Origin of the sequence: Vibrio alfacsensis, assembly GCF_019670485.1 — a bacterium.
Classification (GTDB): Bacteria; Pseudomonadota; Gammaproteobacteria; order Enterobacterales; family Vibrionaceae; genus Vibrio; species Vibrio alfacsensis.
This window is the reverse complement of record NZ_AP024165.1, coordinates 2,394,924-2,409,043: the sequence shown is the minus strand read 5'-3', so window position 1 is coordinate 2,409,043 and position 14,120 is coordinate 2,394,924. Positions and strand designations below refer to the sequence as shown.

The following is a 14,120-nucleotide window of genomic DNA, read 5'->3' as shown; positions in this document are numbered from 1 at the left end:
TTAATAATCAGATATCTAAAAATTACTTTCTAAATAGTAAGAGTTTAAATACTTCACAACTCAATATTCCAACTTTAGATAGAGTAATGAAATAAACATTGTTATGGAGATGTTATATAATGAACCTGTCCAAAGAGCAGCTTCACAATTTAATTAAAAATAAAGTGATATTAGCTGGATTATTGGAAGAACACGCTAATGTTGTGGCTGACGTTCTCGTATTTGCAGATTTGAGAGGTATACACTCACATGGTGCGGTTCGTGTTGAGTATTATGCTGAGCGTATTAGTAAGGGCGGTATTACTCAAAAGCCTAACTTTAACTATCAAGAAACGGGTCCATGTACTGCCGTGTTAGATGCGGATAATGGTGTTGGACACTTTGCAGCAAAATACGCAATGGAGAAAGCCATAGAAATGGCAAAATCTAAAGGCGTGGCAGTTGTTGGTATTCGTCGAATGAGCCATAGCGGTGCATTAGGGTATTTTACAAAGATGGCAGCAGAGAAAGGATTGGTCGCTTTATCAATGTGTCAATCCGATCCAATGGTTGTCCCATTCGGTGGTAGCGAAATTTATTATGGCACAAACCCAATTGCATTTTCTGCGCCTGCACCCAATGGAGAAACGGTCAATTTTGATATGGCCACGACTGTACAAGCGTGGGGTAAAATCCTTGATGCTCGTTCGAGAAATAGCGCTATTCCAAATGATTGGGCGGTTGATTCCGATGGCAACCCAACCACAAATCCCCATGATGTTCGTGCTCTGCTTCCTATTGCGGGTCCAAAAGGCTACGGGCTTATGATGATGGTCGACATGTTATCAGGAATTCTTCTTGGTCTGCCTTTTGGTAAGCATGTGAGTTCTATGTATGACGATCTCTCAAAAGGTCGAGATTTAGGCCAATTGCATATTGTTATTAACCCTGAGTTTTTTACAACATCGAAATCTTTTATTGAATCAATTGGGCAAACAATAAAAGAGCTTAATGCCATCACACCAGCGGCCGGATTTAATGAAGTCTTATACCCGGGACAAAATAGTGAGTTGGTTGAAAAAGAAAGCTTAGAAAAAGGTATTGAAATAGTAGAAGACGTCTATCAATACTTAGTATCAAGTGAAATATATATAAACTCTTATGATCATAAGTCAGCTTTCAATGGTTAATTAACAATAAAGTTAAATGTAGAGATAAATTGGATGGTCATAATGAATATACTTAAAGAAAAAGTTCTAGAAACGTCAAAAATCATAAGCAAATATGGATTTAATGAAAGTTGTGGGATGACTCGATTGCTTTATAGCAAAGAGTGGATAGGTGCACAAAATAGACTATTGAGAATGTTTGAAGAAAGTGGTCTAGAGTCGTACTCAGATGATATTGGTAATATCTATGGTCGTATCTTAGGTTCTAAGTATCCGGACCAAATTATTATGTCTGGTTCTCATATTGATACGGTTGTCAACGGGGGAAATTTAGATGGTCAGTTCGGTATTGAAGCAGCCTATTTAGCTATGCAGTATCTATATGAACAGCATGGACAGCCACTGCGTACTTTGGAAGTGGTTTCTTTGGCGGAAGAAGAAGGCAGCCGATTTCCCTATGTGTATTGGGGCAGTAAAAATGTCGTTGGCTTAGCAAAAAAGCAAGATGTTGAATTCCTTGTTGATAATGATGGTGTCAATTTTGTAGAGGCAATGCATAGCTGTGGATTCGATTTTAACCAAAGTAAAGGAAAGCAGAAGGATATCCGCGCATTTGTCGAATTACACATTGAACAAGGCAAAGTCCTAGAGACAGAAAATAAGCAGCTTGGAATAGTGACAAGTATTGTCGGTCAGCGTCGATACTCCGTTACTTTAACAGGAGAGTCCAATCATGCAGGAACGACACCGATGGGGTACCGTAAAGATACGGTGTATGCATTTAGCAAGTTTTGTTCGCAATCAATAGACAAAGCGAATGTGGAGGGAGACCCTTTAGTTCTGACTTTCGGTAAAGTTATACCATCGCCGAATACGGTAAATGTTGTGCCAGGAGAGTTAACCTTTTCGATTGATTGTCGGCATACATGTAAAGAAGCACTTACAATCTTTACGGATCAGATCATTGCCGATTTAAGATTAATATGTGATGAACTAGAAATTGAGTGTTCTGTTGATTTATGGATGGATGAAGATCCAATTCCTATGGATCTAGGGTTGGTTGAGCTTATAGAGAAGCAATTAAAGCACAATAATGCGAATTACAAGATCATGCATAGTGGCGCTGGGCATGATGCACAGATTTTTGCACCAGTAGTTCCAACCGCAATGCTTTTTGTGCCTAGTATTTCAGGTATTAGTCACAACCCTAAAGAGCATACGCATCTGGCTGATCGAGTAGTAGGTGTTAAGGCCCTCGCTGATATTCTTTATGAACTCGCTTATAAAGAATTGGGGGATTAAATGAAACATAAGAAAGAAACTCAAGATTCATATTGGAAAGTTTTGGTTTTAATACTGTGTTTTGGTTGGGTTGCTATCTGGATATATAGAACAGTATTAACACCCATATATCCTGAAATTCAAGCAGCGTTTGGGGGCATAAGTGATACAGAGATTGGACTCATTTCTACATTTTATTTTTCTGCATATTGCGGTGGACAAATACCAGCTTCCCTATGTGTAGAAAGGAAAGGTCAAAAGTTTACGTTATTGGTGGGATTCAGTTTATTTTCATTTGGCACACTGGTCATAGCTAATGCCAATAGTATGGTATTAGTCTATGGTGGATCGTTATTTTCAGGATTAGGCTGTGCTTCATTCTTTTGCTCTGCTTATTCGCTTTCAGGACAAAACGTACCTGAAAAAAGGCGTGCACTTGCTTCAGCAGTAGTAAATAGTGGCTGCGCGTTAGGTATGGGCATTGGTTTGATAGGCTCTAGCGTATTAGTCAGAAATATGGGAATGCCTTGGTATGATGTTCTATATGTTTCGGCTGCCATTATTATTATTATGGCCATTGTGTTTGCCTTGATGATAAAAAATGGAAAAACAACGAAGCATGAACCTAGACAAGCAATAACTCCAAATGAAAACGCCAATAAAGAAAAAAAATCTCTATTTAGTTCACAACTTATAGCTGCGTATTTTGTGTATTTTTGTACGTGCTATGGTTACTACATGATTGTAACTTGGCTTCCTAGCTTTCTTCAATCTGAACGTGGTTTTGAGGGGGCTGCGATTGGTGGCGCATCCGCTTTAGTTGCGGTAGCCGCAGTACCTGGTGCGATATTTTTCAGTTCGTTTGTAGATAAATACCGTCATCAAGCTGTACGAACAGTTATCTTGTTAGAAATAGCGGCTGCGATAATGCTGACATGCGCAGTGATTGCTCCTAATACTTGGGCTCTGATGCTTTGCCTTGTTATTTATGGCTTTTTAGGGAAAATGGCGCTAGATCCCATCTTAATTGCTTTTGTTACAGAAAGGGTACCTACCGCGCGTCTTGCTAGAGCATTAGCGATTTTCAATCTTTCCGGGATGAGTTCATCGATTATCGCCCCACCAATAACGGGATTTATATCAGATGTGACAGGATCAAAAGCGATAGGTTTTTATCTTTCATCTGGCCTATTAATAATAGGTGCAATTACATTTACATTTATATGCCTCAGGCGTTATAGCCATTTGGAAAGACAGCAAGCATAAAATAAAGACCAGCCAAGTGCTGGTTTTTTACTATTTACTTGATACATGCTTTTGCTAAAGAATTAATATCAACGCTAAGTCACAGTAAGATTATGATGTAGGTAGTATATTCTATTAAATTATTAGATTAAATTTAACAAAATATTGAGTGCTTTCAAAAAAAACAATTTTTTCTTAATAGCTAGCTACCATTCAATAAAATATTTTTCCTCTATGGATATATTGTCTTTGGTTTCTAAAAATTAACAAAGAGGCATATATGAGTGAAATAAATTCTGAGTTGATCAGTAAATATCGTTCTCGAGGCTATAGTGATGACATGTTACCAAAGCCAAAAGAAAAAAGAACTTGGGGAACATTTAATTACTTTACTTTATGGCAAGGCTCTGTTCACAATATACCAAGCTATATCGCGGTAGGTGGGTTTCTTACACTAGGTTTAAGTATGTTCGGACTTATGACAGCTATTATTATCAGTAGTTTGGTTATAGCTGCAGCAATGGTCCTAAATGGTTTAGCAGGCTCAAAATATGGTGTTCCATTTGGAATGTTGCTACGAGGTTCGTACGGAGTAAAAGGAGCTTTATTACCGGGTACTTTACGTGGTGGTGTTGCTTCAATTATGTGGTTCGGCATTATGAACACTGCAGGTACTGGAGCAATGCTTATTTTAATTGGAAAGTTTTGGCCAGCTTTCTTAGACATTGGTAGTGGCTCAACAATCCTTGGTCTTGGTATCCCATCAATGATTGCTTTTTTGGTTTTTTGGGCAATAAATATGGTAATCGCATTTTATGGTGGTGATATTCTTAATAAATTTACAGCAATACTAAATCCTTTAATTTGGCTAGTATTTGGTGGATTAGCAATTTGGGCGGTTTACCAGGCTGGGTTAAGCAATATTCTCAATTATGTACCGCAACAAGTTCAGACTGATGGTAATGCATTATTCAAGTTCTTTATTGTTATTAACTCTTTAGTTGCAGTATGGGCGTGTCCAGCTGTAGGTAATTGCGACTTTACTCAGTATGCTAAGAGTGACCAAGCACAAGCGAGAGGTCAAACGTTAGGATTCTTTGTAGCTTATACACTATTTGCAATAACAAGTGTCATGATATTAGCAGGTGCAAGTATCCATTATGGTATTGATACTTGGAACGTCCTTGAAATAGTGAATAAATTTGATGGATGGTTTATTCCTGCATTTGCGAGTATTGTGATATTAATGACAACTATATCTACTAACGCAACGGCAAATATCATTCCAGCTGGATACCAAGTAGTAGCCCTTTTCCCTAAACTTACTTACCGACAAGGTGTAATGATCGCTGGTGTTATTAGTGTAATTATCTGCCCATGGAAGTTAATGGAAAGTCAAGAAAGTTTGTTTATGTTTTTAAACATCATTGGTGCGATGTTAGGTCCTGTTCTAGGTGTTATGCTCGCACATTATTTTGTAATAATGAAAGGTGAGGTTGACTTAGAAACATTATACACTAAACCAGGACAATATAATTACTATAAAAATGGTTACAATTCATTAGCTTTTGGTGTGACAATAATTGCTGCCTTTGCTGCCATTATTGGTGAGTTTGTACCATTCCTTAAGCCTTTATCTCAGTTATCATGGTTTACTGGTGTATTTATTTCTTTTTCACTATATGCACTTTTAACTAAGAGAAAGATGACAAAAGTACAAATTACAACAGCAACACCTAACTAAATTGCACTATGTGGCAGGATTTATAATGAATAATAAATACCAATTATCGTGGAATGAAGATTATTCGTCTGAAAATGATGAGATAATACTCAAAATAAAAAATGCAGTTAGTAAATATAATGAAAATTTTGAACTTGAACATCAATGTGAATATAAATACGGACTAGATGTTTGTAATTCAATGGGTGGGATTGTTAATACTGCTGTTGTTACCGGGAATGAGAAAAACAGATTAAATAATTGTTCTCTCAATGCTGTTGGATTGGCAACAAGACAACCTACCCACTTAGTTGAAGCCAATGCAATGGCAATGTTGAGAAATCGAGACTATTTTTTCTGGAGTAAATACGTACAGCCAGTCGAAGACCAAATTAAGTACATTTCACTATATCTGTCTATTCTTGCTGAAGAAAGAGGGTTTACGCTTTTTAATCCCCAAGGTAGTCAATGGTTTTCGCTGGATCAAGATGACATTATCTCATGTGAAGCTTATAAAGAGATGGAAGAGTATGAGAGTGGAACGAGATTTATTATTGGTGTAGGTCAGCTTGATGAACTCATAAGGGATAATAGCCATTATATTTATGGTGAAAAGGTCGGTGATAAGTTGATTTTTATTGATGGTCAGACAAATTTATTTTTAAACATCGAACCGACTTTTTTTAAAGATAAGTTTAACTTTTCGCATATAAACATTCCATTAGTTACAGGTATGATGTACTGGGCGTTAACATAGGTTGAAATATTAAAAAAAAGGGCTGTTACAGCCCTTTTTTAATTGTTGTTATATTAACTTATCTAATTTATCAAAACCTTTTTTATATAGTTTTGTTTTTCTTTTTTGTTTTGTTTTTTTGTAATTAAATATACCTAAGATGATTTGTTTTATAGGTAATTTTAATTATGAAAATTCTAGAGTTAGAACCCCTAACAAAAAGTGGATTTGAACCATTTGGTGAAGTTATTGAAACAGAAGAATCTGATTTTTTCTTTATTAATAGTGAATCAGGTCAGCGTTTTCATGGCTTGGGTGAAGTCAGTGTCGAAGATGATACTAACCCTTTGATCAGTATTGTCAGAGCGAAAGGTGTCAGTTCTTCAATAAAAATTGATTTACTTGAAAAACACCCAATTGGTAGCCAAGCCTTTTTTCCACTAAATGGCGAGCGATTTATTGTTGTTGTTGCTGAGGGTGGTGACGAAGTTGATGAAACCACAATTAAAGCATTTGTTAGTAATGGTAAGCAAGGCGTGAATTACCGACAAAATGCGTGGCATTACTTGTTATTTGCTTGGAATAAAGATACGGACTTTTTAACAGTTGACCGAGCTGGAGAAGATAACTGTATTGTTCGTCATTTGTCAGAAGAATTCATTATTCAACTGTAATGAATATATTCAGTTGAAAAATAATAAATAAGTTTGGAGAAGTATTATGGCTAAGATGAGAGCGATTGAAGCGGCTGTTTTGATCATGAAAAAAGAAGGGGTTAAGGTCGCATTCGGTGTTCCTGGTGCTGCGATCAACCCTCTATATGCGGCATTGAAAAAACTAGGTGGCATCGAGCATGTTCTGGCTCGTCACGTAGAAGGCGCGTCGCACATGGCAGAGGGTTACACTCGTGCTAAAGATGGCAATATCGGTGTGTGTATCGGTACGTCTGGCCCAGCTGGTACAGATATGATCACAGGTCTTTATTCTGCGTCAGCAGATTCAACGCCGATTCTTACCATTACTGGTCAGGTACCAACAGCGAAGCTTCACAAAGAAGACTTCCAAGGTGTCGATATTGAGGCTATTGCAAAGCCTGTGACTAAAATGTCGGTGACCATTCGTGAAGCTGGCCAAGTTCCTGGTACTTTCCAGAAAGCATTTTACGAAATGCGTTCCGGTCGTCCTGGTCCGGTACATATCGATTTACCAATGGATGTTCAAATGGCTGAAATCGAGTTCGATATCGATTTGTATGAGCCATTAGAACCACACAAGCCAAAAGCAACTCGAGCTCAAGCAGAGCGCGCACTACACATGCTAAACGCAGCCGATAAACCGATTTTGGTTGCGGGTGGTGGCATCATTAACGCTGGTGCATCTGCACTACTACAGCAGTTTGCAGAAATCACTGGGGTCCCTGTTATTCAAACGCTACGTGGTTGGGGCACAATCTCTGACGATCATGAACTGATGATTGGCCGGATGGGCTGTCAAGCAGGCCATCGTTACGGTAACGCTTCTTACCTAGAGTCTGACTTTGTATTTGGTATCGGTAACCGCTGGGCAAACCGTCACACTGGCGCAATTGAAACTTACACTAAAGGCCGTCAATTTATTCACGTAGACATCGAGCCAACACAAATTGGCCGTATCTTTGGCCCAGATCTTGGCATTGTGTCAGATGCAGGTGAGGCGCTTAAAGTATTTGTTGAAGTTGCTCAAGAGATGCAAGCACGTGGCGAATTAAAAGATCGCTCAGCATGGCTAGGTGAGTGTCAGGAACGTAAGCGCACTATGTTGCGTCGTACCGATTTCGACAACAACCCTATTAAACCTCAACGTGTATACCAAGAAATGAATGAGGTCTTTGGTCCAGAAACGCGTTATGTCGCCACCATTGGTAACGCGCAAATCGCAGCGAACCAGTTCTTACACGTGCACCGTCCTCGTCATTGGATCAACTCATGCCAGGCTGGTCCTCTAGGTTGGACAATGCCTGCTGCGCTGGGTGTAGTAAAAGCCGACCCTACGACTCCTGTTGTTGGCGTTTCTGGTGATTATGACTTCCAATTCTTGATGGAAGAGTTGGCGGTAGGTGCGCAATTCAAACTGCCTTATATCCATGTCCTAATCAACAACGCTTACTTAGGTTTAATCCGTCAATCTCAGCGTGCATTTGAGATCGACCACTGTGTGCAACTGGACTTTGAAAACATCAACGCGCCAGAAGTTAATGGCTACGGCGTTGACCACGTGTCTGTAGTGGAAGGTCTTGGCTGTAAAGCGATTCGTGTCTTCAACCCAGAAGATATTCAACCAGCACTGCGTAAAGCTCAAGCATGGCTCAAAGAGTTCCAAGTTCCAGTGGTTGTGGAAGTGATTACTGAGCGCGTGACCAATATCGCAATGGGGCCTGATATCGACAAAGTGGTCGAGTTCGAAGAAACCATCGATTTGGATTAATAGCTAACTCAGTCTCCTCCACGTTTGTTCGTGGGGGAGGCATCAACAAATATTCTTGGAGTGACTTATGCCTAAACTAGCTGCCAATCTTTCTATGTTGTTCACGGAATACGATTTTATGGACCGTTTTGAAGCGGCATCCAAAGCGGGATTCCGTGGTGTTGAATACCTCTTCCCATACGATTATGACGCTCAAGAGATTGCGGCAGAGTTGTACCAATTTGGTCTAACTCAAGTGCTGTTCAATTTACCGGCTGGTGATTGGGCCAAAGGAGAGCGCGGTATCGCTTGCCATCCTGACCGCATAGGGGAATTCCGCGCAGGCGTGGATAAAGCGATTCGTTATGCCAAAGCATTGAACTGCCAACAAGTGAATTGCCTTGTGGGGATTAAACCAGTGCATGTTTCTGAAGAAGAAGCGTTTCAAACCGTGGTTGAGAATCTGAAGTTTGCGTCCGAAAAGCTCAAAGCGGAAGGCATTCGTTTGATTATGGAAGCCATTAACACGCAAGACATGCCGGGCTTCTTTATCAATAGTACAGAAAAAGCACTGCGCATTGTGGCAGAAGTGGGCGAAGCCAACCTTGGTTACCAATACGACATTTACCACATGCAAATTATGGAAGGCAATCTGGCTCGTACGCTGAAAGATAACCAATCAACCATTGCGCATATTCAGCTTGCGGATAACCCAGGGCGTCATGAGCCAGGGACTGGTGAAATCAATTACCCATTCCTACTTAAGCACATTGACGATATTGGCTATCAAGGCTGGATCGGCTGTGAATATGTGCCAGCAAAAACTACCGAAGCGGGCCTCGGCTGGCTAAAAGAATACAACCTAATTTAATTGCGTAAAGAATTGAGAATCGGAGATAGAAAAATGGCGAATATCGGTTTTATCGGTACAGGTATCATGGGCAAGCCAATGGCGAAGAACCTGCAAAACGCAGGTCATACCTTGTACTTCTCTGAGCACTTTGAAGCCGCTCCAGCAGATTTACTTGGCGACAACGGCTTTGCAGCGCCAACCCCTGCAGCAGTCGCTGAAGCGTGTGAGTTCATTATCGTAATGGTGCCAGATACACCACAAGTTAACGACGTACTATTTAGTGAAATTGGCATCGCTCATGGCCTTGCGAAAGACAAAGTTGTGATCGACATGAGTTCAATTTCACCTATTGCGACCAAAGAGTTCGCTAGCAAAGTAGAAGAACTAGGCGCATTTTATCTCGATGCACCAGTATCTGGCGGTGAAGTCGGTGCGATTAACGGTACGCTATCAATCATGGTTGGCGGTCGTGACGAGATTTTTGAACGCGCGAAACCTTTGTTCGAGATCATGGGCCAAAATATCACTTTAGTTGGCGGTAATGGTGACGGTCAGACTTGTAAAGTCGCGAACCAAATCATTGTGGCTTTGAACATTGAAGCGGTTTCAGAAGCGCTTGTTTTTGCTTCTAAAGCGGGCGCAAATCCAGCGAAAATTCGTCAAGCTCTAATGGGTGGTTTCGCATCATCTAAAATTCTTGAAGTTCACGGCGAGCGCATGATTAACGGTACGTTCGATCCTGGTTTCCGTATTTCGCTACACCAAAAAGATCTCAATCTTGCTCTTGAAGGGGCTCGAGCACTGAACATCAATCTACCTAACACAGCAACAGCGCAAGAACTATTCAATACCTGTGCATCACTAGACGGTTCAAACTGGGACCACTCTGCGATGATCAAAGCACTGGAACACATGGCAAACCACTCGATTCGTGGTTAATGGCGCTAAGGCCACTACTGTTATTGGATGCTAATGGGCCAGAGATTCTGGCCCTTTTTTAAGGTGAGACTATGAAAATAATTATCGCCCCAGACTCATTTAAAGAGTGTTTGTCTGCGAAAGAAGTGGCGAACGTGATTGCCGAAGGGATTGTTTCAGAAATACCGAATGCTGAGTGTGTTTGTATTCCCGTCGCTGATGGTGGTGAGGGTACGCTAGAGGCATTGGTTGACGCAACGAATGGACGAGTGATCCCAGTTGAGGTTACTGGACCTCTTGGTAATGTCGTAAATGCGCAGTTCGGTGTCCTTGGCGATCAACAAACGGCTGTTGTGGAAATGGCTTCTGCATCCGGGATCGAACTGGTGGCGCCTTGTGATCGTAACCCCCTAAAAACCACAAGTTTTGGTACTGGTGAGTTGATCAAGCGAGCATTAGAAGAAAACATCACGAAAATTATTGTCGCAATTGGTGGCAGTGCAACAAACGATGGTGGCGTTGGCATGCTCCAGGCGCTTGGCGTGAAATTTACACGAGAAGATGGCCGCGAGATTGGTTTCGGTGGTGGTGAACTGGGTAACATCGCGCATATTGATATCTCAAATTTAGATCCTCGATTGCAAAATGTAGAGATCTTAACAGCTTGTGATGTCGATAACCCTTTGACTGGTGAAAGAGGCGCTTCTGCTGTTTTTGGTCCACAGAAAGGAGCGACACCAGATATGGTTGAAGCACTAGATGCAAACCTGCGTCATTATGCAAATTGTATCCAGTCTACGATTTCTCGTGATATTGAGTTTGAAAAAGGAGCGGGTGCGGCAGGAGGCATGGGCGCTGCGCTGCTTGCGTTCCTCAACGCTCGATTGATGCCGGGCATTGACATCGTGTTGGATACGGTTGAATTCGAGCAAAAGCTGATGGGGGCAGATCTTGTCATTACTGGAGAGGGGCGTATTGATAGCCAAACGATCCATGGCAAAACCCCGGTAGGCGTTTCACGATTAGCGCAAAAGCACAACATTAAGACCATAGCTTTAGCCGGCAGTGTGGGTGAGGGTATCGATGTGTTAAAAAGCGCGGGCATTATTGCGTGTTTTTCAATCGTACCAACACCGTGTGAGCTCAGTGAGGCCATTGCGGCAGGGCGAGAAAACCTGTTTAAAACAGCGAAACAACTGGCGGGCGTGGTTGCTCACTTTAATAAGTGATCGCGTCAAACAGAAGGGCAGTTAATCGAATTGCAATCAAGCTAGAAATTGCGAGTATCTGATTTTCGAGTACAAAAATGGCTCTGTTCTCTTCGTTCTTTACATTAAAGGAACGATGAGCAGAGCCATTTTTTCGTTAAGTTCCCGCTAAATAGCAGCGGCATCATTTGTATAGAGCTTAGAGCTTAGAGCTTAGAGCTTAAACTTAGTTGTTTTTGTGTAGCTCAGCATTCAGTTCAACCGCGCTCTTGTTTGCAAGACACTCGATTTGACCAGTTACAGAGTTACGACGGAACAGTAGGTCAGAAACACCAGCAAGATCGCGTGCTTTCACTACTTCCACTTCTTGGCCCGCAGAATCTAGCATGCGTACTTTAGAACCAGCAGTTACGTATAGACCTGATTCGATAGTACAGCGGTCACCCATTGGGAAACCAAGACCTGCGTTCGCGCCTAGTAGAGAGTTTTCACCGATAGAAACTACAACTTTACCGCCGCCAGATAACGTACCCATGATAGATGCGCCGCCGCCGATGTCAGAGCCGTTACCAACTACTACGCCAGCAGAGATACGACCTTCAACCATGCTCACGCCAGTTGTACCCGCGTTGAAGTTGATGAAGCCTTCGTGCATTACCGTTGTGCCTTCGCCAACGTGTGCGCCAAGACGTACGCGAGAAGTGTCAGCGATACGAACGCCAGTTGGTACCACGTAGTCTACCATTTTAGGGAACTTGTCTACGCAATCTACGCTTAGTGCACGACCCGCTAGGCGAGCTTCGATTTGACGCTCTGCCAGTTCAGGTAGATCGATTGGACCTTCGTTAGTCCATGCGATGTTGTGTAGTAGACCGAAGATACCGTCTAGTACCGTGCCGTGTGGTTGAACTAGGCGGTTAGAGATAAGTTGAAGCTTTAGGAAGCCTTCAGCAACGCTTTGTGGCTGCTCGTCAGTGGCAAGAATAACCAGTACGAGTGGTTGTGCTGATTCTGCTGCTTTTGCTGCGAAAGACGCGTTTGCTGCATCGCCGTTTGCTTCAAATGCTGCTGCCAGTTCTGCGCTTTGTGCTGCAGAGATCTCGATAGCTTGGTTGCCTTGCTCGTAACCTGCTACTGCTGCTAGTGCGTTAACAAGCGCTTCGCTTGGGTTAAGAACTGGGTTTGGGAAAAACGCTTCGATGATTTTGCCGTCGCGGTTTTTAGTTGCCGTACCAAAGGCTAGAGAGAAGAAAGCCATAGTTGATCTCCATGTGTTGAGTCTTGTGTCTCGTCTGTTCACTGACAAGAAATAATTAAGTTGTCAGTCATCATAAAGAGAGTGTTGGGGAGTTTAAAGAGGGGAAATGGAGAAAGTCTGTAGATGGATACCTTTTGTCTTTTCAGAGATATGTTTGTCTGATGAGAAATGTGTCGCAAAAGCCTTCTCAGACCGATTTGGGGTAAAGACAAAGTGAAGTTGGAAAAGGGGCATAGCAAAAAATAAGGGGAGGACCGAAGTCACTCCCCCTACACTGGGTTTGTTGGATTTAATCGCTTTGGATAGAAAGCGATTAAATCGGCTTAAAGGCTAAGTTCACCGACGGCTACGGCAAGTGCAACAGTTGCACCTACCATTGGATTGTTGCCCATACCGATGAAGCCCATCATCGCTACGTGTGCAGGTACTGAAGAGCTACCCGCGAATTGCGCATCGGCGTGCATTCGACCCATGGTATCTGTCATGCCGTAGGATGCAGGACCTGCCGCCACGTTATCTGGGTGTAGAGTACGACCAGTACCACCACCTGATGCCACAGAGAAGTAAGGCATGTCTTCACGGTTACGCTCTGCTTTGTAGATACCCGCAACTGGGTGTTGGAAGCGAGTCGGGTTGGTTGAGTTACCTGTGATACTCACATCCACTTGTTCTTTATGCATGATAGCCACACCTTCACGTACATCGTCTGCACCGTAGCAAAGGATCTCACCACGTGGACCTTGGGAGAAACGGCGACGTTCTACTTCCACTAACTCACCAGTTTGGTAGTTGTATTGAGTGCGTACGTAAGTGAAACCATTGATGCGTGAGATTAGGTAAGCGGCGTCTTTACCCAAACCATTCAAGATAACTTTCAACGGATTTTTACGTGATTTGTTCACGTTCAATGCGATTTTGATTGCGCCTTCTGCCGCTGCGAATGACTCATGGCCCGCAAGGAAAGCAAAACAGCCACTTTCTTCATTCAATAGACGAGCCGCCAATGCACCGTGACCGATACCCACTTGGCGTTGTTCTGCGACGCTGCCTGGTTTTGTGCACGCCTGAAGACCTTCACCGATGATGTTTGCAGCTTCTTCTGCTGTTTTTGCTCCGCGGAAAATCGCCAAAGCAGTGCCTAGCGTGTAGGCATCGGCAGCGCTTTCAAACGCGATAGGTTGAGTGTCCATCACTAGTGCTTTAGGGTCGATACCACGATCCATACAGTATTGGTAAGCCTCTTCCAGAGAAGAAAGTTGCATTTCGTCTAATGTGCGACGTACAGATTCAGTAATTGGAGTGTTCATA

Annotated in this window: 12 protein-coding genes; 10 read left to right on the top strand and 2 right to left on the bottom strand. The window is 42.3% G+C overall.

What is annotated here, in order from left to right; all coding sequences use genetic code 11:
- Positions 1-119: 119 nt before the first annotated feature.
- The 10 genes from allD to VA249_RS11030 all read left to right on the top strand — a co-directional run bounded on the left by allD (position 120) and on the right by VA249_RS11030 (position 11,575).
- A complete protein-coding gene (gene allD, locus VA249_RS11075) occupies positions 120-1,169 on the top strand; it encodes an ureidoglycolate dehydrogenase (RefSeq protein ID WP_221068015.1) in 1,050 nt (349 codons plus the stop codon).
- 42 nt (positions 1,170-1,211) lie between these two features.
- Entirely contained in the window at positions 1,212-2,450 is a 1,239-nt protein-coding gene (gene allC / locus VA249_RS11070) for an allantoate deiminase (protein ID WP_221068014.1), read from the top strand.
- The gene (locus VA249_RS11065) at positions 2,451-3,695 is read left to right on the top strand and encodes an MFS transporter (protein WP_221068013.1); all 1,245 of its coding nucleotides are present in this window, start codon (positions 2,451-2,453) and stop codon (positions 3,693-3,695) included.
- Between the two features lie 259 nt (positions 3,696-3,954).
- A complete protein-coding gene (locus VA249_RS11060; RefSeq protein ID WP_221068012.1) occupies positions 3,955-5,418 on the top strand; it encodes an allantoin transporter in 1,464 nt (487 codons plus the stop codon).
- 25 nt (positions 5,419-5,443) lie between these two features.
- Positions 5,444-6,154, top strand: a complete 711-nt coding sequence (locus VA249_RS11055; RefSeq protein ID WP_221068011.1) for a hypothetical protein — start codon at positions 5,444-5,446, stop codon at positions 6,152-6,154.
- Between the two features lie 167 nt (positions 6,155-6,321).
- Complete coding sequence (locus VA249_RS11050; protein ID WP_221068010.1) at positions 6,322-6,807, top strand: ureidoglycolate lyase; 486 nt, start codon at positions 6,322-6,324, stop codon at positions 6,805-6,807.
- 46 nt (positions 6,808-6,853) lie between these two features.
- Positions 6,854-8,596: a glyoxylate carboligase gene (gcl, locus tag VA249_RS11045; RefSeq protein WP_221068009.1), complete on the top strand. Its 1,743-nt coding sequence runs from the start codon at positions 6,854-6,856 to the stop codon at positions 8,594-8,596.
- A 67-nt stretch (positions 8,597-8,663) separates the two neighbouring features.
- The gene (gene hyi / locus VA249_RS11040; protein ID WP_221068008.1) at positions 8,664-9,446 is read left to right on the top strand and encodes a hydroxypyruvate isomerase; all 783 of its coding nucleotides are present in this window, start codon (positions 8,664-8,666) and stop codon (positions 9,444-9,446) included.
- A 33-nt stretch (positions 9,447-9,479) separates the two neighbouring features.
- Positions 9,480-10,367, top strand: a complete 888-nt coding sequence (gene glxR / locus VA249_RS11035; protein WP_211916093.1) for a 2-hydroxy-3-oxopropionate reductase — start codon at positions 9,480-9,482, stop codon at positions 10,365-10,367.
- A gap of 71 nt (positions 10,368-10,438) precedes the next feature.
- On the top strand, positions 10,439-11,575 hold the full coding sequence (locus VA249_RS11030) for a glycerate kinase family protein (RefSeq protein WP_221068007.1): 1,137 nt from the start codon (positions 10,439-10,441) through the stop codon (positions 11,573-11,575).
- Positions 11,576-11,780: 205 nt separating this feature from the next.
- Here VA249_RS11030 and dapD read toward each other — a convergent pair whose 3' ends face one another.
- Together dapD and VA249_RS11020 are read right to left on the bottom strand one after the other, a co-directional pair.
- Positions 11,781-12,812 carry a 2,3,4,5-tetrahydropyridine-2,6-dicarboxylate N-succinyltransferase gene (gene dapD / locus VA249_RS11025; protein ID WP_221068006.1) on the bottom strand — a complete coding sequence of 344 codons (1,032 nt, stop codon included), beginning with the start codon at positions 12,810-12,812 and terminating at the stop codon, positions 11,781-11,783.
- 323 nt (positions 12,813-13,135) lie between these two features.
- The gene (locus VA249_RS11020) at positions 13,136-14,119 is read right to left on the bottom strand and encodes a GGGtGRT protein (protein ID WP_221068005.1); all 984 of its coding nucleotides are present in this window, start codon (positions 14,117-14,119) and stop codon (positions 13,136-13,138) included.
- Between the last annotated feature and the right edge of the window lies 1 nt (position 14,120).